This is a genomic window from Rhodococcus sp. MT28, assembly GCF_058792695.1.
The window spans coordinates 612,899-639,071 of the sequence record NZ_JBXAFD010000001.1 but is presented as its reverse complement, the minus strand read 5'-3'; the positions used below and the strand labels follow the sequence as shown (position 1 = coordinate 639,071).

Genomic DNA, 26,173 nt, shown 5'->3' with positions numbered 1-26,173 from the left:
TTCAGTGCCTTCCGTGTAGCGCGCGGATGAGAACCTTGACCAGCCAGTCGATTCGGGCGGTCCTTCGAAACGTCGTCAGTGGTAGGGGCGAACGGAATCGTTGCCGAGTCGTCGAACGAGCGTAGGTGAACTCCTTCAGACCATCTGGGCCGTGAACGCGTCCGAAACCAGATGCTCCGACCCCACCCAGTGGCAGGTTGGGAACCGCGGCATACATCACGTAAGAGTTCACCGACGCTCCTCCGGATCGGAGCCGATCGGCAACAGCCGCTCCGTCCTTGCCGAACACGCTTGCTCCCAATGCGTATGGCGACGCATTGACCAACTCCACCGCCTCGTCCATCGAGGCGACCTTGGTGATCGTCATCGTCGGGCCGAAAGTTTCCTCCGTGACGGCGAGGCTGTCTTCGGGGACGTCGACCATGATGGTCGGTTGCACGTACTGGCCGGAGATCGAGCCGAGCCCTCCGAGAACGACACGTCCACCCCGCGACATCGCGTCGTCGATGTGGCGCCGGATTACAGCCACTTGCGAGGGCATGGTGATCGGACCGATCTTGTCTTCGGCACCCGGACCCGCATGAACTCGGGCAGCCAAAGTGATTGTCTTGTCGATAAACTCGCCGTAGACATGTTCGTGCACGTATACACGCTCGACGCCCAGACAGGTTTGACCGGAGTTGGACAATGCTCCCCACACCGCAGCATCCGCGGCGGCACCGACATTTCCGTCGGCATCAAGGATGAGCGCGTCCTTACCACCACATTCCATCAACACCGGTGTGAGGGTCTCGGCGCACGCTGCCATGACTTTCTTGCCCGTCGCGGTCGATCCGGTGAACCCGATCTTGTCGACACCGGCCAGGCACAGTGCCGCGCCGACCGAACCATCGCCCGTGACGACCTGCAGCACAGGATGTTCAGGGACGACCTCGGCGAAGGCGCGGCCCAACCATTGCCCGACTGCCGGTGCGAACTCACTCGGCTTGTAGACCACGGCGTTGCCTGCAGCCAGCGAGAACGAGAGCGAACCGAGTGGGGTGAAGACCGGATAGTTCCACGGACCGATCACACCGATCACCCCGAGAGGTCGATACTCCACCGAGGCGGCCTGATTGACCGTCAACAAACTGGAGCGGACGCTGCGCCTGCCCAATACCTTTCGGGCATTCTTCGACGCCCACGCGAGATGTTCTAGTGCCATGGCGATTTCGAGCATCGCGTCAGGGTGCGGCTTGCCCATGTCCCGGTGCACGACGTCGGCGAGTTCGGATGCGCGACGAGCGATGATTCCTCGCCACCGATCCAGTCGACGAGCGCGTTGCTCGAATGTCAGTTCTGCCCACCATTCGGAAGCAGTACGGGCGTCGCGCACTGCCTGTGTCACTGTGTCGTCGGACGCCTGTGTGGTCGTGTCGATCTCGGTCGCCGTCATCGTGGAGTTCCTTGAAGTGTGTGGTGGACGGCGCCGTCGGCCCAGCCGCGGGTGACGCGTTGGAGGATCGGTCGGGACAGAGTCAGAATGGGGGCGAACCACGGCTGCGCTTGCACAGCGAACGTCCAGGTGAGGCGGCTGCCAGTCGAAGTCGGTTCCAACACCAGATCTTCAGCGAAGCGTTTGAACCCCGGAAGTGACGCCGACTCCACGTAGAACGACATCCGGCGCCCCTCGTCCCAGCGGAAGAATCGCTCGTTCAGTGCAGCAAAAGCGCCGGCTCGCACGGTTCGCGTAGTCCCGACGCCGAATGGTCTGTCCGAGGTCCAGTCGGCTCCGGTGATCCCGTGCGCCCACGACGTGAGCGCTCCGTCCGAGGTCAACGTCTGCCACAAGCTTTCACACGTCGCTTCGGATTCGATCCGGTGAGTGATCACCAGCGGAGCGGAGCGGATGAAGGCTGCGTCGGCCGCAGAAAGAGAGAATTTTCCCTTCACAGGTCCACCACCAAAGACCCACCGGTGGAACGTGATCGACAGGTCAACATCGAACCAGTACGTTCGGATTCGGTGAGGAGGGTGTCTCGATGCTCGACGGTCCCGGAGAGCACCCGGACCTTGCATGTACCGCAGAAGCCCTGTTGGCATGAATACGCTACTCCGGGAAGTACGCGTCGTATTGCAGCCAATGCACTTTCGGACTCGCCCACATCGACGGTGAGACCGGTGCGCGCCAGATGCACCGTGAACTCCTTGCCGTCGACTACCGGGAGTGGGGAGAACCTCTCGCTGTGCACCGATCCGGTCGGGTTGGCGGCGAAAGTTGCCGCACGCACCGTGTTCATCAGCGGAACCGGTCCGCACGTGTACACCGCGGCACCTGGATCCGCAGCAGCGACGAGTGTTCCGATATCCGTCGGACCCAGCTCGTCGTCGGGTCGGATGGTTACCCGGCCGCTGGAATACTCCTCGATCTCGTTCAGGAATGGCATAGCTGCCCGAGTTCGTCCGAGATAGTCCAATCGCCACGGGACTCCGCGGCGGTGACAGCGTTGCACCATGGGAAGTATCGGAGTGATCCCGATTCCGCCCGCAACAAAGAGGTACGACGGAGCAGTGACAAAAGGAAATGCATTCCGCGGCCCTCGTACGTCGACAACCATTCCGGGTTTCAGCGACTCGTGTATCTCGCGGGAGCCGCCCCCGCCTTCGTCGATCCGCCGGACGGCGATCCGATACGAGGTCAAGTCGTCGGGGTCTCCGCACAACGAATACTGTCGTTGCCTTCCCGAGGGGAGAATGACGTCTAGGTGGGCGCCGGGAATCCACGACGGCAGGGTGATTCCTTCCCTCGGGGTCAAGGTGACACTCAGGACGTCTGCGCACTCGAACCGGACGGACTTCACGTCCAGCGTCATGTCGAATCCGCTGTAGCGGACCGGGTTGGGACGCGAAAGTATCTGCGCTGCAGGACTTGACGCAAAGATTCGACGGTATGCGCTCGTCGCCTGTGCGGCAATCCTCAACGACCGGGTCGGTGTGAAGTCTTGTGCGTCGTGAGGACGGTCGGCAGTCGTCTTGTTCATCCTTCACTCTTTTCGGAAGAACGATTGGCGGCAGGTGAGCGAGCGAGGTAGCGCATGGCTACGTCCATGTCCCCGATCTGGGACGGATGGAAGCTTGGCCGCAGATACGGAGGAATCTCGGTGATCAGGAATTTCATGTTCGGGACCAGTCCGCGGCGAGTGGCGCTGATCAGTTGCAGAGGCCACAGGCGGCCCTTCGCCTTCGACGGGTCCTGCCGGAAGAGGTAGTTCATCGAGGCGATGAACAACACGAACAACGTGAAGCTGGCGAGTAGCGCCGTGCGAACGCGGCGGGCGTAGCTACCGTCCACGTACATGTAGGCGTCGAAGGCCACGTTGCGGTGCTCGACTTCCTCGGCGCCGTGCCACTTGACCATGTCGAGCATCGTCGGGTGCATGCCGGCATCTTCGAGGGCGGGATCGGTGAGCAGCCATTCCCCGACCACCGCCGTGTAGTGCTCCATCGCGGCAAACAAGCCGAGACGTTCACAGAGCCAGGCGTGCTTGGCTTTTCCGGTCAATCCTTTGTCGCCCAATATCTTGTCCACGAGCCAGTCCATCCGGCGTGACATCGGTTTCATGTCCATGCCGAGGTCCGCAAGATGCTCGCGTGCACCTTTGTGCGACGACGCGTGTGTTGCTTCCTGGCCGACGAATCCCACCACCTCTTCGTGCAGGCGGGGGTCCTCGATGAGCGGGAGCGCTTCGGCGAGCGTTGCGGACATGGCCCGCTCTCCCTCGGGCAACACGAGATGCATGAAGTTGATGACGTGGGTGACCATCGGTTCGTTCGGCACGTAATGCAGTGGTACGCCGTCCCAGTCGAATTCGACGTCACGGGCGGCGATCGCATGTGCTTCGTCGGTGTAGCGGCGCGCGCCGGACGGTGCGACGACGGGTGTGCCTCGGAAGGCGTTGATGCCGAGCATTATCGGCTCCTCACGGTTTCTCGGGCAGTGGTGAGTGATTCGGACGAGACGGGTTGTACTTGCGCGTAGTGAGCGAGGTCGGCTCGTTTGGTCCTGGTGCGGAAGGATCGGTTGAATCCGGGATAGAAGGTGTAATTGCGGCCGCCGTCGACGAGGTAGTAACTACTGCACCCGCCGGCGTTCCATACGCTGGTGGCGAGTCGGCGGTCGGTCGCGCGCACGAACTCTCTCTGCACGTCTGCCCGGACGTCGATACTGCCGATGCCGCGCTCGTCCATTTGAAGAATGCAGCTCACGATGTACTCGACCTGCGCTTCGATCGTGACGACCTGCGAGGTGTAGACCACGGAATTGGGGCCGAGGATCATGAAGAAGTTCGGAAACCCGCTGATGGTGGTGCCGAGGAAGGCCTCGGCACTGCCGTTCCACGTCTGCGCGAGGCTGCGGCCGTCCTTGCCCCGGATGATGTCGAACGACGGGTTGTCTCCCATACGAAAGCCGGTTCCCATGACTATGGTGTCGACTTCCCGGAAGGCGCCGTCCGCGGTGAGGACTCCGCGCTCCTGCACCTCGACGATTCCGTCCGTCACCACCTCCACATTGGGTGACGCCAGCGCGGGATAGTAGGTGTTCGAGAACGTCGGACGCTTGCATCCGAATGCGTAGTGGGGGAGCAGCTTTGCGCGAAGCTCCGGGTCCCGCACCTGCCGGCGAAGGTGTGCTCGGCCGAGTGCGGCCAGCCCTTTGAGCAGTGACGGCTTGTACACGAATCCGGGTACCAGGGCTTCTTGGAGCAGGTCGAGTCCCTTGCGTGCCAGTCGTTGGGTGAGCGGCACCCGCTCGAAGAGAGCGCTCGGCCAGCCGGTCATCGGCTGATCCGGGTGCGGCAGGATCCACGTCGGTGTCCGCTGGAACACGGTCAACGTGTCCGCGAGCGGTTGCAGTCTGGGGATGATCTGCACCGCAGAGGCACCGGTGCCGACCACGGCTATCCGCTCACCGCGAAGGTCGTGGTCGTGGTTCCAGTCCGCGGTGTGGAACATCTGACCACGAAACGATTCGAGCCCGGGAAGGTCGGGTGTGGCGGGGGCACTGAACGGGCCGGTGGCCGCGACCAGGAACTGTGTCTCCCACACGGTTTCCGCAGTGTGTACCCGCCAGATCTGGGCTTGCTCGTCCCACGAAGCTTCTGTCACGTCCTGGTTGCAGTGGAAATGACCGGCCAGTCCGAAGCGATGGACGCAATCCCGGAGATAGTCGTAGATCTCGGGCTGTAGCGGATACAGCCGCGTCCAGTTCGGATTGGGCGCAAACGAGAACGAGTACAGAATCGACGGGATGTCGCACTGTGCACCGGGGTAGGTATTGACCTGCCAGGTCCCCCCGGGCTCCGCGGCACGTTCCAGAACGACGAAGTCGTCGATCCCGGACTGCTTCAAGCGGACAGCCGTTCCGATGCCGCCGAAACCGGCTCCGATGACGACGACTCGTGTTCGGCGAGTTCGAGTTTCCTCGCCACCGGCCGATGGCCCCGAGGTTGGGTCGATGTCGACCATGTGTGACGCCTCCTGATTGGTGCGTGAACAACTGAACGAAGAGTAAGTCTGACATCAAGTGATGTCAACAGCGGTTGATGTCAGAATTCAACTGATTGACATCGGGCGATGTCAGTTCGCTTGCGGAGGTCGCCGCGATAACCTGAGGTCGAGAGCGCTGCCGGTCAGTGAGAACATGGGGACATGACGGATACCGAGGCTCGGCGCACCGGCCCGCGCAGGTGGCGTGGGCAGGAACCGGAAGATCGCCGCGCCGCGCGCCGGACACAGCTGATCGAAGCCGGGTTGCAGATCATGGGCACCGAGGGAGCGGCCGCCGCGACCATGCGTGCGACCTGCCGCGAGGCCGCGCTGACCGAACGGTACTTCTACGAGAGCTTCGCCAACCGTGACGAACTGCTGGTCGCCGTGCTCGACGAGGTCGTTCTCGGTGCGCGTGACACTATTCTGGACGCTCTCGAGGCGGCGCCTTCCGAACCGTCGGCCCTGATCCGCCACGTGGTGAAGGCCTTCACCAACTACGTATTCAAAGATCCTCGACGTGGACGCATCATGTTCGTCGAATCCCAGGCGGAACCTGCGCTGTGGGATCGAGGGCGAGAATTGATGGCGGAGTTCACGAATCCGATTTCCGCGTCGCTCGAGCTGATGTACGGCGGCGAGGCAACCGACTCCGCGAACTCCGAACTCAATTCGGTGGGGCTGTTCGGTGCCCTCGCGTTCATCTATCAGGCGCACACCCCGTCCTCCAAGATCTCTCGAAAGCGTTTGGTGGAGCACATTTCGCTCATGGTCGAGGCGCAGGCGACGGTCAACAGCACGCCCGCGAGAAAAGAATGACGTCCGCGTCGGCCACAGGCGGAAGGCGTCTCGGTCCCGAAGACCGGCGTGAGCAGATCATTGTCAGCGCGGCAAAGGTTTTCGAGGAGAAGTCTTTTGCCGACGTCTCGATGACCGAGTTGGCCAAGGCGGCCGGGGTCGGTCGTCCGCTGCTCAATCATTACTTCGGCTCCAAGCGGGAGTTGTATCTCGACGTCGTGCGGCGGTTCGTCTTCATTCCCGAAGTGGCGGTGGACCGCATTCCGCGATCGGCGAGCCAGGAGAAGCGGATCGGCGCCGTGATCGATCGGTGGCTCGACGTCGCCTGGCGTCATCGCGACATGTGGATCTCGACAGTCATGTCCGACGACCTCCGCCGTGATCCCGAGATGGATCGGATCCTGCAGGATGCTGACGACGTTGCTGCGCGACGCATGATGGATGCGCTCGAGATTCGACCGAGTGAAGGCAGCGCGGCTGCTGTTCATTCGATGATCGTGGCGTACGGAGGCTTGGCTAAGGCTGCCAGTAAGCAGTGGTTGGTGACGGGAGCGCTCGACCGCGAACAGGTGCACCTTCTGCTGGTACGCAGTTTGCTCGCCATCGTGCGTGACGTTCTGCCGGCGTGCGAGGCGGATTCCTGATTGCTCAGAGTGATCTCGCCACGAGGTCCTTCATGACTTCGTTCGATCCGGCGTAGATTCGCTGAATACGAGCGTCGGCATACATCTGAGCGATGGGATATTCGAGTATGTAGCCGTACCCGCCGTGTAGTTGCACGCAGCGGTCGATCACGGCGCACTGCTGATCGGTGAGCCAGTACTTGGCCATCGCGGCGGTAGTCGCATCGAGCTGCCCGGCAAGGTATTTGACGATGCAGTCGTCGATGAACGTTCGTGAGATACGAGCGATGGACGCGCACTCGGCAAGTTCGAAGCGCGTGTTCTGCAGATCGAAGAGCTTTTGCCCGAACATGTTTCGGGATTTGGTGTACTCGATGGTGAGGGCGACTGCACGCTCCATTGCCGCAGTGGCTGCAACTCCGCAGATCAATCGTTCGGGCAGTAGCTGCTGCATCAGCTGGGCAAACCCTGTGCCTTCGCGGTCCCCGAGCAGGTTTGTTGCAGGCACCCGCAACCGGTCGAACAACAGCTCGGTGGTGTCCTGGCCCTTCTGTCCGACCTTCTCGAGTATTCGCCCGCGCTCGAAACCCGGTGTGTTGTCATCGACCTCGGCCACGATGAGCGACACTCCACGCGCTCCGAGGCTGGGATCGGTCTTGGCGGCAATAATCACCAGATCACAGTTGCGACCGTTGGAGATGAAGGTCTTTGCGCCGCTGATCAGATAGTCGTCACCGTCGCGGACGGCTCGGGTGGTGATGTTCTGCAAGTCGGATCCGGTGCCGGGCTCGGTCATGGCGATTGCGCCCACCCACTCGCCACTCACCAGCTTCGGTAGCCAGCGCAGTTTGTGCTCGTGATCGGCGTAGGCATTGAGGTAGTGCGGCACGATTCCCGAGTGCACGCCGAGTTGGAGTGAATGATCACCCGCCATGACCTGCTCGTGGAACAGCACGGCGTCGTGCGCGAAAGTTCCTCCTCCGCCGCCGTACTCGGTGGGGATCGACATGCCGGCGAGCCCGAGCGCCCCGAGTTCTCGATATGCGGATTTGTCGGGAAAACCTTGGGACGCGAAGCGTTTCTGATGCGGTGTGACGTGTTTGGCGAAGAAGTTCCTTGCCAGGTCGGCCACGGCCTCCAATTCGTCGTCCATCCACGGGGACCGTCGTTCTGCGGTCCGGGTTGCGGTAGATCCTTGCGTCATCGTGATTCTCCCGATCGATGAAGTGCGACCCGCGAGCGGATCCGACTCCACCTATCATCCACACTGTTGACATAGTGTCAATAAAGGGGTGGTCGAATCGACCTCCGGACCCGCCTCGAATTCCACGTCGGCCGCCCGCAAGAATGGGACGACACAGACACGAACAGGCCGGCGCGAAGGATGGGCAGTGGACCCCGAAGAAACATCAGCGGGTCACGAGTCCAACCTCCCGGCTCCGCGGCCGGCGCGCAGCGTCCTGTTCGGATTGCCGCCGGTGGGAAACCGGTACCCCGGAGCGGTGCGCGTCGCCCTCGCCCTGGCGATTCCGGCGGCCATCGCCACACTGCTCGGATTCGGGTCTGCTTCGCTCCTGGTCGGCCTCGGTGCATTTGCATCGATCTACGGTGAGGGTCGTCCGTACCGGAGCAGGTGGAAGGCAGTCGGTATCGCTGCGACGGCGCTGACGATCCTGTCCTTCGTCGGGGCATCGGTGGGTGAGCCCGTCCACCGAGCCATCGCCGAGGGAGCGCCGACGGTGCTGCTGGTCTTTGTCGTGCTGATCATGGCCGTCGTGGTGTCGACCTGCGCCTTCACCGTCGACGCGCTTCGATTGGGTCCACCGGGCGCGTTCTTTCTGTTGCTCACCACCGAGATCAGTTCCGTGATCGCCACTCCCGGTCAGCCGCCGGTCGAGGTCGCGATGTGGACGGCAATCGGTGGGATCAGCGCGGTGGTCGTCTCGATGACGGGAATCCTGTGGGCACCGAGAGCTGTCGAACGCAGCGCTGTACAGGCAGCCGTCTCGGCCGTTGCGGAGTACACGGACGCTCAGGCGACGTACGCCCCACCCGAACTCACGCGAGACAAACGCCACGCTGCAGCACTTCGGCTGCACGACGCGTGGCAGTGCCTCTACCGCGGCGCAATCGTCGGGAAAGACCACCCGTTGACCCGTGAACTCGAACGAGCGCAGATCTCGATGGCCAGGGCGATCTCCGACGACCACGATCCGGAACTCATGGCCGACCCCGCGTTCGACGTCGACGACGTCGGTGCTCACCCGCCTCTGCCCGACCCGACGATCCGATATCGGTTCCTCCGCGCCTGCAATCGGTCCAGCCGAGCGTCGGTGACGGCACTTCGGCTGTCCATTGCCTGTATGGCGGCGGGAACCCTCACCGTCCTGCTCGGCATCGATCGCCCGGACTGGGCGGTGATCGCCGCGGCGATGGTCCTTCATCAAGGACCGGACCGAATACTGGGCACCTATCGCGGAATCCACCGCATCGGTGGGACCGTCCTCGGGTTGATTCTGTTGGGTGCCATCTACTCCTGGAGTCCGACCGGTCTGTGGTTGGTGGCGGTACTTGCAGTCCTGATGGCGGGGATCGAGCTGTTCCTGGTGCGGAATTACGGGATAGCCGTCATCTTCATCACCGCCCTCGCGATTCTCCTCGGCGCGGCCGGTGGTGCGCACGGGACCGTCCGACATCTGATCCTCAGCCGCATGCTCGAGACGGCAATCGGCGTCGTCGTGGCGTTGGTGGTCCTGTGGACGGTGGGGCGCGGTGCGCATCGACGCACTCTGATCTGGGTCGACGAGCGGGCGGGTAGCGTCCTGTTCAAGCTGCTGACCGAAATTCGCGCGAGGCACTATGCACCACAGGCGAATTGGTCGGAGCTTTCGGAGCTTCGTCGGGACCTGGACTTCGAACTGCGAGGTAGCGCGATGGCCGGGATCGACGCCGCCCACAACGAACCCGAGTGGGCGTCGCAGCAGTGGAGGACGCACACCGAATTGCATCATCTGGGATCGGATGTACTGCACCGACTGTGGTTCGGCACGCAGGTGTCCAGATCACACCTCGAGGAATGGGAGTCTCGCTACTTGCGTTCGGGTTCGGTGTGATCGAGCATCGGCACAGCGCTGAACTTGGCTGGATTCGCAATGTCGTAGGCTGCGCACACAACTCCGTCGCGGACAGTGAAGCCGGCAACGCGAGCGGCGAACTGCGGGTACTGGTCGTCCCCCGGTGAGCCGGCGAATACACCGCCGAGCTGTCCGTTGACGAGAACCGGTGACATCGAGAACACCGCTGCCGGTCCGTACTTGCGGGCCAATCCCAGATAGAACCGCGCGACACGATCGCTGCCGCGCACAATGTTGACAGCCGTGCGGGTAGTTCCGCCTGCGTCACCGATCAGGACGGCATCGGGATCGAGTGCACCTATCACGGCGTTCAGATCTCCACTCGCGATAGCCGTCACCAATCGCTCGACGGCAGCAGCATGCTCCTCGCTACTGACCGGGACCGGCGCCGACGCTGCGGCTTTACGGGCCCGCGAGGCCAACTGACGGGCAGTGGCTACTTCGATGTCGAGGATGCGCGCAACCTCGGCGAAGGGCACGTCGAAGCCGTCATGCAGGACGAAGGCAACGCGTTGAGCGGGAGTAAGGGTGTCCAGGACGACGAGGGCAGCAAAACGATTCTGTTCCTGCGTCACGACGTACTCCAGCGGATCGGGTGTCGCTGAGGGTGTGCCCGAGGTGGCGTCGACGGGCGTGACGATCGGCTCCGGAAGCCACTGTCCGACATAGCTTTCTCTTCTGACCGCGGCCGATTTGAGATGATCGAGGCAGATCCGACCGACAACAGTGGTGAGCCATCCGCGCAGCTCGCGGATCTCGAGGTCGCTTCCTTGTCTCGATTGTGCGACTTGCAAGCGTATCCATGCCTCCTGCACCGCATCCTGAGCGTCGCTGAAACTTCCGGTGAGACGGTAGGCCACCGACGTCAGGTGGCCACGGTGTTGCTCGAAGTCCTGCGCAGTCGTCGGCGAAAGCATGCCCTCATGATACGGACCTCACACATTAAATCCGGCATGAATGTAACCGTTGACCCAGGTAGTGGGTGCCGACGTATGGTTTCGGCACTGCTCACGGCTCGATCCTGTCTGCACATTCATTGGAGTCTCACGTGTTTCGGTCTTTCCCGCTCATGTCGCTCAACTGTTGTCGTTGAACTGACATTCCCCACACCTGCCTGTGCCGAGCGCCGCACACGGCGCTCCGGACAGGTGTAGCCGAGAACTGAACCAATCATCTTCTACAGGAAGCAACTTCATGATTCGCCCTCGTTTCGCGCGCTCGGTAGCCGCGGTCGTCGCTCTTGTCACTGTGTCCAGTTTTGCCGTTGCCTGCTCGGGCTCCTCCGACGAAGTGGTCAAGACCGCCGACGGCAAGACCGTCCTGCGGTACGAGGGCAGCACCGGACAGGTCATCTACCCCGAACTGGCCGCTGACCTCGGCTACTTCAACGACGTGGAGCTCAACTGGATCGGCGATACGACCAGCGGCCCTCAGAGCATTCAGAACGCAGCGACCGGTCAAACCGAGTTCGGCGGAGCGTTCAACGGGGCGGTGGTGAAGTTGGCTTCCGCGGGTTCACCGATCACCTCGGTCATCGGGTACTACGGCTCCGACAAGGAGAGCTTCAACGGGTACTACGTTCTCGACGACAGTCCGATCAAATCGGCGAAGGACCTGATCGGCAAGAAGGTCGGGATGAACACCCTCGGTGCGCACCACGAGTTCGTCGTGCGTGAATGGCTTGCGCGGGAGGGGCTTACACCGGACGAGATCAAGCAGGTGGAACTGATCGTGGTTCCGCCGGTCAACACGGAACAAGCGTTGCGGCAGGGACAGATCGACGTCGCCACCCTCGGCTCGGTCTTCCGTGACTCCGCGCTCGAACGTGGTGGCCTTCGCGAGCTGTTCACGGACGAATCGTTGTTCGGCTCGTTCACCTACGGCACGTTGGTGTTCCGTGACGACTACATCGCGCAGAACAAGGAGGCGGTCGCCGATTTCGTGCAGGGAACAGCGAGGGCCATCCGCTGGACGCAGACACACCCACGAGAAGAAGTGGTCGCGAAGCTGACGTCGATCATCAACAGCCGCGGACGCAACGAGGACACCAAGCTCATCAGCTACTGGAAGAGCCCAGGAGTCGCCGGCCCCGGCGGAACGATCACCGATACCGAGATCAGCACGTGGATCGACTGGCTCACCCGTAACGGCGAACTCGAAGAAGGAAAGTTGAAGCCGTCGGACATCTACACCAACGAATTCAACCCGTACGCCAACGGAACGTATTCACCCGACAGCGGCGCTGACGGACAGGCACTGGAGGCAGCAAAATGAGCACAGAACCGAAACTACGGCTCGAGCACGTCACCAAACAGTTCGACATTCGTGGGACCGACGAAGTTTTCACCGCGGTCGAGGACATCAACATCGACGTGGCGCCGGGGGAGTTCCTGGTCCTCGTCGGGCCGAGTGGTTGCGGCAAGTCGACTCTGCTGGACCTCCTCGGAGGACTCAGTTCGCCCACTTCCGGTCGAATCCTTCTGGACGGCAAGCAGATCACGGGCCCAGGCTTGGATCGGGGAATCGTCTTCCAGCAATACGCGCTACTTCCATGGCGAACTGCACGTCACAACATCGAGTTCGGACTCGAAGCGAAGGGCGTGAAGAAGAGCGAGCGACGCGAGCTCGCCGAGCATTACCTCGAACTGGTCGGTCTGCAAGGTTTCGCGGATCGCTATCCGCACGAGTTGTCCGGTGGAATGAAGCAGCGAGTCGCGATCGCCCGCAGCCTGGCATTCGACCCCGAAGTGTTGCTGATGGACGAACCATTTGCTGCGCTGGACGCACAGACGCGAGAGTCGCTGCAGGACGAGCTTCTGCGCATCTGGAAGGCCACCGGCAAGACCATCTTGTTCATCACCCACGGAATCGACGAGGCCATCTACCTCGGGCAACGTGTTGCAGTACTGACTTCGCGGCCGGGGCGCGTCAAGACGATCGTCGACATCGACATCGACCGGTCCGGCGACGACGTGCGATCAGGTGAGGAGTTCCGAGTGTTCCGGCACCGGATCTGGACGCTGCTGCACGGTGAAGTCGAGCGCGCTCGGGCCGGCGAACTCGATCCTGCCAAGGAGGTTGCACATGTCTAGCGCATTGGCGACGCCGGAGGTGGTCGCCACCCCGAAACCGTTGGCCGACAAAACACCTGACATTGCGCAGCGGAGCCAGGCCGGCGGCAAGGCGGCGCGCTACATTCGTTCCACAGCCTGGCGGATTGCCAAGCCGTCGATTGCGATCGCGATCTTCCTCGGGATCTGGGAAGCGGCACCTCGGCTCGGGCTGGTGGACAAGGTCTTCCTCCCACCCTTCACCGAAGTTGTGTCCGCATTCTTCACTCTCGCCGAGAACGGACAATTGCAAGAGCATGTTTCGGCCAGTCTGACGCGTGCGCTGACCGGCTTCTTCGTGGCCATCGCGATCGCGATTCCGTTGGGAATCGCGATCGCCTGGTACCGCCCGGTCTCCGACTTCCTCAACCCGATTCTCGAATTGTTCCGCAACACAGCAGCCTTGGCGCTGCTTCCCGTCTTCGTGCTGATTCTCGGAATCGGTGAGGAATCGAAGATCGCCCTGGTGATCTACGCCTGCACCTTCCCGATCCTGCTCAACACCATTTCGGGTGTGCGCACGGTCGATCCGCTGCTGATCAAGTCCGCTGCCTCGCTGGGGTTCTCCTCGATTCGGCTGTTTCAGAAGGTGGTTCTGCCCGCCGCCGTTCCCACGATCTTCACGGGTATCCGCATGGCAGCCGCGTCGTCGATTCTCGTGCTGATCGCCGCCGAAATGGTCGGGGCCAAAGCCGGTCTCGGGTATCTGATCACCGCTTCACAACTCAACTTCCAGATCCCGAACATGTACGCGGGCATCGTCGCGATCTCGTTGTTGGGTCTGACAATCAACGCGATTCTGGTCCTGATCGAACGTCGGCTCTCGCGCTGGCGCGTCACCACCTGACCACACATTCACGGAAAGATTCTGCGAACTCATGTCCGAACGACAATTTCATCTGAACGCCTTCCTGATGGGCGTCGGCCATCATGAGGCGGCGTGGCGCCACCCACGCACAAACGCGGCCAACCTCCTGGACGTCAAGCACTTCCAGGAATTGGGGAGAATCGCCGAGCGTGGAAAGCTGGACTCGGTGTTCTTCGCCGACGGTCTAGCAGTCGGCCCGCGGGTCAAGTACAACACCCAGGCGATCTTCGAACCCGTCACCTTGCTGTCGGCGATCGCTGCGGCCACCGACAAGGTGGGACTGATTGCAACCGCGTCGACCAGTTACAGCGATCCGTACACTCTCGCAAGGAAGTTCGCTTCCCTCGATCACATCAGTGGTGGACGAGGCGGGTGGAACATCGTGACGTCGGCCGGCGCCGACGAGGCCGCGAACTTCGGCCTCGATGCGGTACCGACGCACAGCGGTCGTTACGAGCGCGCCGAGGAGTTTCTCGACGTGACGCTCGGACTCTGGGACAGCTGGGAAGAGGGGGCAGTTGTCCTGGACGAAGAGACCGGAATCTTCGCCGATCCTGATCGTGTCCATCGCATCGACCATGACGGTCAACGATTCACGGTGGCTGGCCCGCTCAATTCGCCGAGGTCTCCACAGGGACGTCCGTTGCTCGTGCAAGCCGGTTCCTCCGAGAGCGGTAAGGACTTCGCGGCGAAGTATGCCGAGGCCGTGTTCACCGCTCAACGAACACTCGAGCAGGGGCAGGATTTCTACACCGACCTCAAAGCGCGGCTGATCAAGTACGGGCGTAGTCCCGACGAGATCAAGGTGCTGCCAGGCATCGTTCCCTTCATCGCGGATACGGAAGAAGAAGCCAAGGCACTGGAGCAGTCGTTCACGGATCTCATCTCACCTGAGTACTCGCTGCGCCAACTCTCGAACATGGTGGGCGTCGACCTCACCGAGCATTCGCTGGATGCCCCGTTGCCCCCGTTGCCGGACATCGATCGCATCCAAGGAAACAAGAGTCGATACCAGCTCGTCAAAGACCTTGCGGAGAGCGAAAACCTCACCGTCCGTGAACTGATCGGCAAACTCGGCGGTGGCCGTGGGCATCGGACATTTGCCGGGACACCGGAGCAGGTCGCGGACGAGTTGACCGAATGGTTCGACAAGGGCGCCGCGGACGGCTTCAACATCATGCCGCCCTATCTGCCCGGAGGGCTCGAGGTGTTCGTCGACCGGGTCGTGCCGATTCTGCAGGCGCGTGGGCTCTTCCGGACCGAATACACGGAATCCACCCTGCGGGGTCACTACGGCCTCGATCGTCCGGCGAATCGGTTCTCGCGGGCCGCTGACGCGGCAGAAGTGAGCGCGTGACGGAAACACTGCCCAAGGAACAGCCGGCGATTGCCGGTCTCAAGCCACTGGTCACAACGGTTTTCGTACCGGCGGCCATCTTCGGGATCGGTCAGGGTGCGGCTGCCCCCATCATGGCCGTCACCGCGCGCGACCTGGGTGCCTCGGTTGCCGTCGCCGGCCTGATCGTTGCACTCGGTGGTTTGGGCGCCGTACTCGGTGACCTCCCCGCCGGCAGGATCGTGTCGCGTTTCGGTGAGCGCAGGTCGATCATCGGCGGAAGTTCCTTGGGTGCAACAGGAGTGGTGATCTGTCTCCTTGCACAGACTCCGTGGATGCTCGGTATCGGCGCACTGTTGACCGGATTGGCGAATGCGGTGTGGGGCCTTGCGCGGCAGAGCTACCTCGCCGAGACCGTGCCACTCGGTCTACGGGCCCGAGCAATGTCGTCGTTCGCTGCGATGTGGCGGTTGGGTTTCTTCCTGGGACCGCTTATCGGGGCCGGCGTGATTCTCCTGGTGGGAGCGCGCGGAGGATTCCTTGTCCAGTTGGTGGGCGTCGTGCTCGCCGGGGCGCTGATGGCCCGCGTTCCCGACCCGCCACGAAAGGTGCAGGCAGGCAACAGCGATCACGGACACGTTACGCTCCCGGAGATCCTTCGCCGTCATCGTGCCGCTCTGTCGACGCTCGGGACAGGCTCCCTTCTGATGGGCGCCGCCCGCGCTTCGCGTGAGGCCGTTCTTCCATTGTGGGCATTGCACCTCGGATTGGATGCAGCCCAGGTGAGTGTGATCTTCGGTATCGGTGCGGCCGTGGACCTGCTGTGCTCGTACCCGGCCGGACACATCATGGACCGATACGGCCGCAGGCTGGTCGCGGTGCCTTCGCTGACGGTGATCGGTGTGTCGTACCTACTGTTGCCGTTCTCGACGGGTGCAGTGGGATTGACCGTGGTCGCTGTCGTGATGGGGATCGGCAACGGGCTGGGCAACGGCGTGATCATGACCCTCGGTGCCGATATCGCCCCGCCCGAAGAACGCGCCGAGTTCCTCGCTGCATGGCGATTGACTCACGACACCGGCATGTTCGGTGGGCCGCTCGCGATCGGTCTACTCGCCGCGGTGCTCCCACTCGGGTGGGCATTCGCCGCTCTGGGCGCGACGTCGTTCGCCGGCGCGGCGATGATGTTCCGCTTCATTCCGGTCTACTCTCCGCGGGTGTCACCCCGGTCGCGCGTCGGGAAACTGTAGGTAGGCTCGCTACATGCGATTCGGACTGTTCGTACCTCAAGGCTGGCGTCTGGACCTGGTCGGCATCGACCCCGCGAAGCAGTGGGAGGTGATGCGAGACTTCACGCTGCGCGCGGAGGCAGGGCCGTGGGAGTCGGTGTGGGTCTACGACCACTTCCACACCGTTCCCCAGCCGACGGAAGAAGCGACTCACGAGGCGTGGACGTTGATGGCCGCACTCGGTGCGTCGACCTCGCGTATCCGACTGGGCCAGATGTGTACCGCCATGAGTTACCGAAACCCGGCGTACCTCGCCAAGGTCGCCGCGACCACCGATCTCATCACGGGTGGACGCGTCGAGATGGGCATCGGCGGCGGTTGGTACGAGCAGGAGTGGCGCGCATACGGCTACGGTTTCCCCTCTGCCGGTGAGCGTCTGGGCCGCCTCGACGAAGGAATCCAGATCATGCAGCAGGCGTGGTCGACCGGCAGTTCGACGCTCGACGGCAAGTACTACCAGGTCGACGGAGCGCTGTGCCGTCCACTTCCGTTGCAAGAGGGCGGAATTCCCATCTGGGTTGCCGGTGGCGGCGAGAAGGTCACACTCAAGATCGCGGCCAAGTACGCGCAGTACACGAACTTCGACGGCACCCCGGCCGGCTTCGCGCACAAGTCCGAGATCCTGAAGAAGCACTGCGACACCGTCGGTACCGATTTCGACGCCATCGTCCGTTCGGCCAACTACAACGTGGCCATCGGCGCGACGGAATCCGAGGTGGCTCAGCGGTTGGAGACACTGAAGGCCCGACTGACGCCGTTGGTCGGCGAAGCTGCCGCCGATGCGTCGCTCGATGCGTTCCGCGGAATGCCCGCCGTGGGTACGCCCGAGCAGATCATCGAGAACCTGTCGGCGCTCGAGGCGCAGGGACTCGAGTACGGAATCTTCTACTTCCCCGAGGCCGCGTACGACACGTCGGGAATCGAGATGTTCGAGAAGGAAGTGCTGCCCGCGCTCGCGTAACCGTTGGGGCTAGCGCAGCGAGTCAGGAAGATCGGCCGGGTTGATCAGAACCCGGCGATCGGGGTGGGTGCGAACTTCTTCGGAATCGGGAATCCGGCTCTGCAGGAAGTTCCACTCGCTCGCACTGACAGCAGCGATCGCGCGTGCCAGCACTGCCGAGTCCTTGGTCCCCCACTCGATCGGCATGGGACTGACCATCTGCCACGTGTCAGCCTTGCTGCGGGTGGAACGATCCGAACGCAGTGCGACCGACGGAATGCGGTCGCCGACTCGCCACTTCGGATTGAGTCGAACGTTGCGGCTGACGAGCGCGTACTGCGGTGCTCCGGCCGCAGGCTTCGCGATGTCGATCAACGCCGTCAAGGTCGCCGCTCGAGGGTGAACCTCGGTGACGATCGCGGGAACCAGTGGGTTGTCCGCATACAGAGATTCGACGCTTCCCACCTTGCGAGGTGCCCACACGGCAACCCACAGGGAACTGGCCGCACCGATGGCGAGGACTGCGCCGATGATGATGGACCACACCTCACCCATGCTGATCAACCAGGCCCCGACCGCGGCGAGGACGATCGCGAAGATCACCGCAGAAATCTGCAGGCGGCGTACATCGGCCAGTGTGTCGTTGACCGACTTGGCATGAGCCTTGTCGACGGTGAACTGGAAGTCAGCCACGAAAAATTCCTTCGGGTGGTGCCGGACGATCTAGGACCGGCCCCCGATCGCCCGGGAGCCGTCCACCAGCGTAGCTAGTTTCGCGCGCGCTCCCACATCTGCAGGTAAGCCTCGGCGCCGCGGCTCATGTCCTCGATGATGGTGTCGCCGTCGGCTCCCGCAGCGATGCGCATGTCCGCGATCCAGTCGGGAATCATCCCGTACTGCGCCACGCCGTCGGTGTTCACGTCGAAAACCCGGGTGCCGGCGCGCTGCTGGTCCATGACCGTGCCGTCGAAGGCGGTGTACGGATATTGCAGCGGATTTTCTGCGGCGTCGCCGCGCGGTGCGGCCTGCGGCCCGAAGCCGTTGGTGTCGGCGCCGTAGCCGAAACCGAAGTAGTAGTTCTCGCTTCGCATCGCCCGTGCGTCCCGCCACTGGTCGATGAACCCACGCTCTTCGGGCTTTTCGTCCGATGCGTCGAGTTGTCCGGCGTACAGGGCGACAAATCCGCCGAGTGCGTAGATCCGCTTGTACAGGCTCGGGTCGCTCCAGCTGTGACTGGAAACGACGCCGGAGTAGTTCGCAGCTTCGAGAATATCGAGAGCCGCTTCGGCGGTCTTGACGCTCATGTGATCGATGTCCACGATCATCCCTCGGTCCATCAAACCTCGGATCGTGTACGCGCCGAGGTCGGTCAGGCCGTGCGAATTGCATTGCGGACCAGAGGGGTACACCGGAAGCGTCACTCCGGGTGGGAGTACCGCGAGAAGATTCTGTGCGCCGTCGACCTTGGTGGGCAGCACATTGTCCTCGGCAACGCCGGTGCATGGTTCCGACTGCCAGAACTCCCCGGTGCCCAGGTAGTTGCCGATGTTGACGGCCACTCCGGTGACGCCGCCGTCGAAACGGGCACCGCCGAGGGCGTTGTCGAACTTGTGCGTGACGATCATCTGCCGGACACCGAGGTCGTACAACTCGTCCAGGCCGCGGTCGATGTCGTCCTCGGTGCACTGCGGAATACCGTTGCGCACAGAGCAACCGAAGGGTTCGGACACCTCCACCCCGAGGGTGACGGCCAGCTTTCCGTCGGCGGCCACCTGCCTGGCCTGTTCAGGGGAGCTCACGATGCGGAACCAACCCCGGCCGGGACCGCCGTACTGGGCGTCGATGTAGTCCTGGAGTTCGCGTGTCTGCTGCGCCTGGATCCGGACGGTCTCCATCTCGTCACAGGGATTTCGTTTACTCGGATACAGCTCGCACAGGACACGGTTGGCGACAAAGAGGTTGGTGAAGATTCGCAGACCGCCACGCCAGGCCCGCTCGACCCACTTGTAGTACGTCTGCTCGTGTGTCAGTGAATCGTGCGCCGGCCAGTCGGTGAAACTCGGCCAGCCGGTGGTGTCGTGAGTTTCGAAGGGATTGCCGTACGACAGAACGTTTTCGAGGAGCGCCGGTATCCCGTCGGGTTGATGGTCCGGGCAGTCGACGAGCGCTGCGGTGACGCCCTGAGGATCGAAAGGTCGGCCGCAGTGCAGGTTTCCGCCCATGAACTCGGAAGCATTCATGTGCACGTGTGTGTCGATGAATCCGGTGACTTCACCGTTCGGTCCGATTTCTCCCGGAACGCCGTTTGCGCCCACCTCCGCTTCGGGGAAGTCGGCGCAGCCGTCGCGCGGGATCAGCGTGAACGCAGAGTCGGGAACGTCACCGGGATCGGACATCGTGAGCATCAAATCTCGCGAGATCAGTTGTCGGCCGTTCGAGGTCGCTGTCAGAACGAAGGACTCGCCAGTGGACATCACGGTCCAGTCGGTGGACGGAGTTGCTTCGGAAGTGGCGAGCACCGAGTCTGCGCCGTCGTGCGAGAGCATCGACCCGTCCGGGCCGTACAGCATGAAACGACCCAACTGGGCCGCATGTAGCCGGAACGGTTCGGCGTCTGCGGCTTTCGTTACGTCGGTGAGGTACGCCGATCCGTCACGACGGACGAAATCACCAGACTCGGTGCGCAGCGCGAAGCAACCGTTCGCAAGTGCGTACACCGAGTTCTGCGCAGTAGGAGCAGGACTCGGTGCCGCGGCGCTGACGCCGGTCGTGGCGACGACGACGGCGGCAGTCAGCAGCGAGATGGTTCCGGCGAGCCGACCCCGTAGACGTGGAACTGAGCGCATGGTGCTGGTGACCCCCGGCCGATGGACACGACTGTGACAGGGGACACTCTACAGATAACTGGACGTATGTCCATTTGATTCTGCAACGTGTTGCAGAAATGCTCAGCCGATGGCAGGTCCGAGCAGGTCATCGGCGTCGGTGATCCGATAGGCGTAGCCCTGTTCGGCGAGGAATCGCTGACGATGTGCCGCGTACTCCGCATCGAGAGTGTCGCGCGAGACCACCGAATAGAAGTGAGCCTGACCGCCGTCGTGCTTGGGTCGCAGTAGGCGTCCGAGTCGCTGCGCTTCTTCCTGTCTCGACCCGAAGGTTCCCGAAACCTGCACGGCGACAGACGCCTCCGGAAGGTCGATCGAGAAGTTCGCGACCTTACTCACCACCAGCGTCTGGATCTCACCGTTACGGAACTGATCGAAGAGGATCTCGCGTTCCTTGTTCTTGGTGGATCCCTTGATCACCGGGGCGTTCAGGGCTTCGCCGAGTTCGTCGAGCTGATCGAGATACGCACCGATCACCAAAGTCGGAGAATCGGGGTGCTTGGCCAGGATCGACTTCACGACCGCAATTTTCGTGTGAGCCGTCGAGCACAGTTTGTAGCGCTCCTCCGGTTCGGCGACGGCATAGGACATGCGCTCGGCGTCCGTCATCGTCACTCGCACCTCGACGCAGTCGGCCGGCGCGATCCAGCCCTGCGCTTCGATGTCCTTCCACGGAGCGTCGTAGCGCTTGGGGCCGATGAGCGAGAAGACGTCGCCTTCGCGGCCGTCCTCACGAACCAGCGTTGCGGTCAGGCCGAGACGGCGGCGCGACTGCAGATCTGCCGTCATCCGGAAGACAGGCGCGGGCAGCAAGTGGACCTCGTCGTAGATCACCAGTCCCCAGTCGCGGGAGTCGAAAAGTTCGAGGTGCTTGTACTCGCCCTTCGTGCGACGTGTGATCACCTGGTAGGTCGCGATCGTGACCGGCCGAATCTCCTTGCGCTCGCCGGAGTATTCGCCGATTTCTTCCTCGGTCAACGATGTACGCGCGATCAACTCACGCTTCCACTGACGACCGGCAACGGTATTGGTGACGAGGATGAGGGTGGTGGCCTTGGCCTTTGCCATCGCTGCGGCGCCCACCATCGTCTTGCCGGCGCCACACGGCAGCACGACGACGCCCGAGCCGCCGGCCCAGAACGAATCCGCTGCCATCTGCTGGTAGTCGCGCAGTTCCCAGTGGCCCTCTTCGAAAGCGAGATCGATCGGGTGCGCTTCGCCGTCCACGTAGCCGGCGAGGTCCTCGGCCGGCCAGCCCACCTTGAGCAGCATCTGCTTGAGGCGGCCGCGTTCGCTCGGGTGGACGATCACGGTGTCGTCGTCGACCTTCTCACCGAGCATCGGCGAGATCTTCTTGTGTCGCATCACCTCGGTGAGGACTGCGCGGTCGAGGCTGACCAGGATGAGGCCGTGCACCGGGCTCTTGACCAGCTGTAAGCGTCCGTACCTGGCCATCGTGTCGACGATGTCGACCAGCAGCGGTTGTGGAACCGCGAATCGTGAGTACGACACGAGCGCGTCGACAACCTGCTCGGCGTCGTGTCCGGCGGCGCGGGCATTCCACAAGGCCAGGGGAGTGATGCGATAGGTGTGGACGTGTTCGGGGGCCCGTTCGAGTTCCGCGAAGGGGGCGATTGCCTGCCTGGCATCGCCGGCGCGCTCGTGGTCGACCTCCAACAGCAGCGTCTTGTCGGATTGGACGATCAACGGTCCGTCGGTCACGGAATCCTCCTAGTGAAGCTAACGCGGCAGCCACAGAGCGTTGCGCCGCGTTGTCGGCTGACGCCAACCCTGCCATTGTCCTGGTATCGGGGCGCAGACGCCAACAGGCGACGCTCGCACAGCCCGAAGTAGAGGTGCCCGAGTGCGAGCACCCCTACGTCAACAGGGCAGGATCGACCGCTATTCCGGGAGGCCCGCGGGTAGTACGAGGATCTTCACGTGTTCGTCGGGTGCGCGCAGAGCTGCGAAAGCGTCCGAGACTCCATCCAGACCGACCCTGCCGGTGATGATCGCTTCGGCGTCGATCTCGCCGTCGGCGAGCCTCTGCAGGGTGATGTCGTAGGCATTCTCGTAAGGACCGTGACCGAAGTTGATCGAGATCCTCCGGAACTGCCCGACGACGGGAATGATCGTCTCGTCGCCGAACGGCGCAGCCAGAACCTGAATCTTCGAGTTGAACGGCAGAGTGTGCATCAGTTCTCCGATGACTCCCGCCCGGCCGCTGCATTCGTAGGCGATCAGAACTCCGTTCGCGGCCTGACCGACAAGCTGGTTGCCTTCGGCGATCATTCGATTCCACAGTTCGATCGGATCCTGCTCGGCCGGATCGACGACGATGTCCGCGCCCATCTTCGCGGCGAGCTCGCGTCGTTTGGGGGAGGGCTCCGACGCGATGACGATCTGCGCTCCGCGCGCTTTCGCGGCGACGATGGCGCCCAGTCCGATCGTTCCGCAACCGATGACGAGCGCCGAATCGGCCGAGGTGAGGCCGGACTGTTGGAGGTGCATCTCGCCGACGTGGAGAGGTTCGGCAAGTGTGGCGTGCTCGAGTGACAGGTGGTCGGGAACTTTGCGGACCCAGAACGCGTCGACGACTATGTGATCGCCGAACGCGCCGTGGTACTCGTTCGAGTAGCCGATGATCGTCGGGATCCCGGTAGCGGTGTCGGTGGCCAAGCCGATGCCGGCCACCCGATCGCCGATCGCGAAATCGTCTACTGCAGAACCGGTCTCGGAGACGATACCCGCGTATTCGTGCCCCAGCACCACTGGCGCGTCCGGATCGAAGGTGGCGAGCGGGTAGCCCCCGTCGTGCGCGACCTGAACGAAGCGGCACGGGTCCTTCGACATGCTCAGGTCACTGCCGCAGATCCCGCAGGCGACGACGTCGATGCGGATCTGATGGGGTGCCAACGGCGGCGGGTCGGCGATCTCGGTGACCGCGAATTCTCCCTGCTGGAAACGGACGGCCCTCATGCGCGCACGGCTCCCGTCTCGGCCGGCCGGCCGTAGTAGTCGGTATGGGCTTTGGTGATCGCTCCGACCAGCCCGCCGATCAGGTACTCGCGATTGTCCTCGGCGAACTGCATGCTCGCCTGACGCCCCACATTTCGCTTCCGGAAGTGCGGGACCACCTCGGAGGCGAACAATTCGTAGCTGCGTTTGGTGTCCTCCCAGCTCGCCATGTCGACGTGAAGGATCAAGAACGTGCCGAACCCTCCCGTCTTCTCGATCAGACGCTCGATCTGTGCGATCGCATCTTCGGGGGTACCGATGATCGCCTGACCGAACTCGCCGAGCGTGTCGTTGCGCCACTGATCGATGACTCCGGCCGGTGTATCTGCCCAGGCCGGGTTCTGGCCGGTCTGTCGATTCACGTAGGAAGCCATCGATCCGATCCGTCGGCTCACGGCGCGCTCGGCCTCCGCTCGGGTCTCGGCGATGAACATCGGATTGACCACACGCCACGTCGCTCGGTCGGCGCGGTGGCCGTGTTCGGCCGAGACCTTCTCGTACACATCCCAGTTGCGATCCAGTGCGTCGAAGCCGCTGGGTGAACTCGCGGCCAATGAGAGCAGGGAGAGGCCGTTCTTGCCTGCGAGCACCGAACCGTTGGGGGAAATCGTGGACGCTGTCACTGTCTCGATGCCGTCCGCGCGGTAGGTGGGCAGCTGTGCGCGTGCGTCACGCAACGTGAACCAGTCGGTTTCCATGTTGACGACCTCGCCGCGAAGCAACGCGAGAATGGCCTCGAGCGCTTCGCCCTGGCGACGACGCTGGTCCGACGGGTTGATGCCCATCATGTGCGCATCGAGGGGGATCTTGCCCGGGCCGGTGCCGAAGATGAGTCGTCCGCGCGTCTGCAGATCGAGCTGAGTGATGCGGTCGGCCGTGATCAACGGGTGGTGATAGGGCAGAGACGTCACGCCTGTGCCGAACTGGATGCGCTCGGTTCGCTCTGCGGCGGCCGCGATGAACATGTCCGGGGCAGGCACGATCTCGGCGCCGGTCGAATGATGCTCACCCATCCACGCTTCTTCGAATCCGAGGTGGTCCAGGTGTGTCATGAGGTCGATATCGCGTCTGAGTTGCAGGGCGGGATCGGCGTCGAGCGGATGGTACGGGGCGAGGAAGGCTCCGAAGCGGATGGACGATGCGGACCACACGATGACAACTCCTGTCGACAGGGGAGTGATTTGGATCACTCGCTCTGATCGAGATGTCTAACATGGATCAACTGATCCAATAAGTTGAGCCTCCCGCACAGTGGGAGATTTGTAATCACCTGTAGTTCAACGTTATCTGGTGCAATGACGTCGGATATCGTTGTTGCGAGTCGATCGACTGAACCAAGTACTTTCCGAAGGAGTATTGAAGAGGTATGCAACTGGACGTCACAATTACCCCCGACTCCTCGACCGTCGAACTGAACAGTGTCGACGACTTCACCAGTCTCTCGGTCGTCGTTGGCGGCGACGATCGATCCGAGACTCTGAGTCGGGTACTGGAACCGTGGGGGGAACTCGAGGGGGATCACGTCTGGCTCGACATCGGCCACTTGGAGCAAGCCGTCGCTGCCCGGATCGGAAACACCGAGTGGAGACAGAAGTTCTCCGCGATGGTGGTCTACGCACGCGCCCACGGCTGGGTGGATCGCGACAACAGGGTGCGAGCACACCGTGAATCACTCTGACTCCGCGTTCGCCACGGTTGAGACGTTTGTCGAGCCCGTGCGAAGCTCGTTCGTATGACCGACTCCCGGCAGAACCGTCAAGGCGACGCGACGCGTCTGCGTTTGCTCAAAACTGCTGAAAGGCTTTTCGCGACAGAGGGATTGGATGCAGTTTCGCTGCGCTCGGTCAACGCCGCGGCCGGTCTCGGGCCGTCATCGGTCCACTACCATTTCGGAACCAAGGACGATCTGGTCGCAGCGGTGCTGTTGGACATGGGAACGTCGGTGCGAGATCAGATCAGCGCGAACGTCGACGCCCTCTCCGCCGACAAGACGCCGCCGACGGTGGAGGCGCTGGTACGGGCCGTCACTGCGCCCTACAAGGCATTGCTCCTTCGCCATCGCACGCGGGGAATCCGATGGATCAGAATCGTCACGCAGATCTCGCAGCCGCAGATGTCACGACCGGGCCATCCAGCCCTCGAGGCGACCGAGCTGCACCTGCGTGAACATCTTCTCGACCAGGTCCGTCGTACTTTTCCTGCTACCGATCCCGAACGGCTCGAGACTCGCTGGGCGATTGCCTTGATGGGCTTCCTCCAGGCGTTGAGCCGGGCGGACGATTGGAGCGGAAGTGGCAAGCCGCTCGCGCCGGAGCGGCTTGCCGACTTCTACGAGGACCAGGTCGTCTTTCTGGTGGGTGGTGTGCGGCAGTTATTGGGGTGAGCGCCTAATCGATGCGTCTCCTATTTCTGCGCGACCACTGACTTCCGCATTTCCATTACATGAGTAATAGCTTCGGAAATTCCGGACCGGTAACCGATATTCTTTTCGGAATCACCCGGAGTGGAATCAAGCTCCGATTCGAGTCTCGTTTGAATGCGGTCCAGGGTATGGATTGTTCTTTTCACGATGGTTGATTCTCTTTCTGCGGTAAATCCGATAGAAGTATTCCGGATTGCCGAGCGTGTTCGTCGAGGACGCAGAGT

Annotated in this window: 23 protein-coding genes; 11 read left to right on the top strand and 12 right to left on the bottom strand. The window is 62.6% G+C overall.

All coding sequences use genetic code 11. The features are described 5' to 3' along the window. Position 1: 1 nt before the first annotated feature. Genes AC1Q6C_RS03025 through AC1Q6C_RS03005 form a run of 5 tightly spaced genes read right to left on the bottom strand, consistent with a single transcriptional unit; the run spans position 2 to position 5,505 of the window. Positions 2-1,435: an aldehyde dehydrogenase family protein gene (locus AC1Q6C_RS03025; RefSeq protein WP_047270965.1), complete on the bottom strand. Its 1,434-nt coding sequence runs from the start codon at positions 1,433-1,435 to the stop codon at positions 2-4. Further along, positions 1,432-1,932, bottom strand: coding sequence for an SRPBCC family protein (locus AC1Q6C_RS03020; RefSeq protein ID WP_007733538.1), 501 nt, complete (start codon positions 1,930-1,932; stop codon positions 1,432-1,434). The genes AC1Q6C_RS03025 and AC1Q6C_RS03020 overlap by 4 nt, the downstream gene beginning before the upstream one ends. After that, positions 1,929-3,020 carry a PDR/VanB family oxidoreductase gene (locus tag AC1Q6C_RS03015; protein ID WP_007733536.1) on the bottom strand — a complete coding sequence of 364 codons (1,092 nt, stop codon included), beginning with the start codon at positions 3,018-3,020 and terminating at the stop codon, positions 1,929-1,931. The genes AC1Q6C_RS03020 and AC1Q6C_RS03015 overlap by 4 nt, the downstream gene beginning before the upstream one ends. Beyond that, positions 3,017-3,949, bottom strand: coding sequence for a metal-dependent hydrolase (locus tag AC1Q6C_RS03010; protein WP_003940129.1), 933 nt, complete (start codon positions 3,947-3,949; stop codon positions 3,017-3,019). The genes AC1Q6C_RS03015 and AC1Q6C_RS03010 overlap by 4 nt, the downstream gene beginning before the upstream one ends. Then, positions 3,949-5,505, bottom strand: coding sequence for a flavin-containing monooxygenase (locus tag AC1Q6C_RS03005; protein WP_492666361.1), 1,557 nt, complete (start codon positions 5,503-5,505; stop codon positions 3,949-3,951). The genes AC1Q6C_RS03010 and AC1Q6C_RS03005 overlap by 1 nt, the downstream gene beginning before the upstream one ends. 183 nt (positions 5,506-5,688) lie before the next feature. On the opposite strand from AC1Q6C_RS03005, the gene AC1Q6C_RS03000 reads away from it, so the two are divergent. Then, complete coding sequence (locus AC1Q6C_RS03000) at positions 5,689-6,345, top strand: TetR/AcrR family transcriptional regulator (RefSeq protein WP_007733534.1); 657 nt, start codon at positions 5,689-5,691, stop codon at positions 6,343-6,345. After that, entirely contained in the window at positions 6,342-6,968 is a 627-nt protein-coding gene (locus AC1Q6C_RS02995) for a TetR/AcrR family transcriptional regulator (RefSeq protein WP_064114448.1), read from the top strand. The genes AC1Q6C_RS03000 and AC1Q6C_RS02995 overlap by 4 nt, the downstream gene beginning before the upstream one ends. A 4-nt stretch (positions 6,969-6,972) precedes the next feature. Here the strand turns inward: AC1Q6C_RS02995 and AC1Q6C_RS02990 are convergent, their stop codons facing one another. Next, a complete protein-coding gene (locus AC1Q6C_RS02990) occupies positions 6,973-8,151 on the bottom strand; it encodes an acyl-CoA dehydrogenase family protein (RefSeq protein ID WP_064114449.1) in 1,179 nt (392 codons plus the stop codon). Between the two features lie 187 nt (positions 8,152-8,338). On the opposite strand from AC1Q6C_RS02990, the gene AC1Q6C_RS02985 reads away from it, so the two are divergent. Beyond that, a complete protein-coding gene (locus AC1Q6C_RS02985; RefSeq protein WP_047271187.1) occupies positions 8,339-10,060 on the top strand; it encodes an FUSC family protein in 1,722 nt (573 codons plus the stop codon). On the opposite strand, the gene AC1Q6C_RS02980 is transcribed toward AC1Q6C_RS02985, so the two are convergent. Beyond that, entirely contained in the window at positions 10,036-10,998 is a 963-nt protein-coding gene (locus tag AC1Q6C_RS02980; protein ID WP_030535346.1) for a sigma-70 family RNA polymerase sigma factor, read from the bottom strand. The two genes, AC1Q6C_RS02985 and AC1Q6C_RS02980, sit on opposite strands and share 25 nt — an antisense overlap. Before the next feature lie 277 nt (positions 10,999-11,275). Between AC1Q6C_RS02980 and AC1Q6C_RS02975 the strand changes: the two genes are divergently transcribed. From AC1Q6C_RS02975 to AC1Q6C_RS02950, 6 genes are read left to right on the top strand one after another with little or no spacing between them, the layout of a single operon-like run. Further along, positions 11,276-12,355 carry an ABC transporter substrate-binding protein gene (locus AC1Q6C_RS02975; protein ID WP_492666360.1) on the top strand — a complete coding sequence of 360 codons (1,080 nt, stop codon included), beginning with the start codon at positions 11,276-11,278 and terminating at the stop codon, positions 12,353-12,355. Next, positions 12,352-13,173: an ABC transporter ATP-binding protein gene (locus AC1Q6C_RS02970; protein ID WP_003940477.1), complete on the top strand. Its 822-nt coding sequence runs from the start codon at positions 12,352-12,354 to the stop codon at positions 13,171-13,173. Before AC1Q6C_RS02975 ends, AC1Q6C_RS02970 begins: the two co-directional genes overlap by 4 nt. Further along, on the top strand, positions 13,166-14,038 hold the full coding sequence (locus tag AC1Q6C_RS02965) for an ABC transporter permease (protein ID WP_007733521.1): 873 nt from the start codon (positions 13,166-13,168) through the stop codon (positions 14,036-14,038). Before AC1Q6C_RS02970 ends, AC1Q6C_RS02965 begins: the two co-directional genes overlap by 8 nt. A 31-nt stretch (positions 14,039-14,069) precedes the next feature. Continuing rightward, positions 14,070-15,416 carry an LLM class flavin-dependent oxidoreductase gene (locus AC1Q6C_RS02960; RefSeq protein WP_007733520.1) on the top strand — a complete coding sequence of 449 codons (1,347 nt, stop codon included), beginning with the start codon at positions 14,070-14,072 and terminating at the stop codon, positions 15,414-15,416. Next, entirely contained in the window at positions 15,413-16,645 is a 1,233-nt protein-coding gene (locus AC1Q6C_RS02955) for an MFS transporter (protein WP_042451237.1), read from the top strand. Before AC1Q6C_RS02960 ends, AC1Q6C_RS02955 begins: the two co-directional genes overlap by 4 nt. A 13-nt stretch (positions 16,646-16,658) precedes the next feature. Then, complete coding sequence (locus AC1Q6C_RS02950) at positions 16,659-17,645, top strand: LLM class F420-dependent oxidoreductase (RefSeq protein WP_050654730.1); 987 nt, start codon at positions 16,659-16,661, stop codon at positions 17,643-17,645. A gap of 9 nt (positions 17,646-17,654) precedes the next feature. On the opposite strand, the gene AC1Q6C_RS02945 is transcribed toward AC1Q6C_RS02950, so the two are convergent. The 5 genes from AC1Q6C_RS02945 to AC1Q6C_RS02925 all read right to left on the bottom strand — a co-directional run bounded on the left by AC1Q6C_RS02945 (position 17,655) and on the right by AC1Q6C_RS02925 (position 24,678). Next, complete coding sequence (locus tag AC1Q6C_RS02945) at positions 17,655-18,317, bottom strand: DUF3239 domain-containing protein (RefSeq protein ID WP_007733514.1); 663 nt, start codon at positions 18,315-18,317, stop codon at positions 17,655-17,657. A 74-nt stretch (positions 18,318-18,391) separates the two neighbouring features. Further along, positions 18,392-20,470, bottom strand: a complete 2,079-nt coding sequence (locus AC1Q6C_RS02940) for a dipeptidase (protein WP_230358986.1) — start codon at positions 20,468-20,470, stop codon at positions 18,392-18,394. 102 nt (positions 20,471-20,572) lie between these two features. After that, positions 20,573-22,231 (bottom strand): DNA repair helicase XPB, encoded by a 1,659-nt coding sequence (locus AC1Q6C_RS02935; RefSeq protein ID WP_003940219.1) that lies wholly within the window; start codon positions 22,229-22,231, stop codon positions 20,573-20,575. A 180-nt stretch (positions 22,232-22,411) separates the two neighbouring features. After that, entirely contained in the window at positions 22,412-23,488 is a 1,077-nt protein-coding gene (locus AC1Q6C_RS02930; protein WP_064073974.1) for an alcohol dehydrogenase catalytic domain-containing protein, read from the bottom strand. Beyond that, positions 23,485-24,678 (bottom strand): LLM class flavin-dependent oxidoreductase, encoded by a 1,194-nt coding sequence (locus tag AC1Q6C_RS02925; protein WP_064074070.1) that lies wholly within the window; start codon positions 24,676-24,678, stop codon positions 23,485-23,487. The genes AC1Q6C_RS02930 and AC1Q6C_RS02925 overlap by 4 nt, the downstream gene beginning before the upstream one ends. A gap of 215 nt (positions 24,679-24,893) precedes the next feature. Between AC1Q6C_RS02925 and AC1Q6C_RS02920 the strand changes: the two genes are divergently transcribed. Both AC1Q6C_RS02920 and AC1Q6C_RS02915 read left to right on the top strand, forming a co-directional pair. Further along, on the top strand, positions 24,894-25,205 hold the full coding sequence (locus tag AC1Q6C_RS02920) for a hypothetical protein (RefSeq protein ID WP_064073975.1): 312 nt from the start codon (positions 24,894-24,896) through the stop codon (positions 25,203-25,205). 54 nt (positions 25,206-25,259) lie between these two features. After that, positions 25,260-25,910 carry a TetR/AcrR family transcriptional regulator gene (locus AC1Q6C_RS02915; RefSeq protein ID WP_230358985.1) on the top strand — a complete coding sequence of 217 codons (651 nt, stop codon included), beginning with the start codon at positions 25,260-25,262 and terminating at the stop codon, positions 25,908-25,910. Positions 25,911-26,173 lie beyond the last annotated feature (263 nt).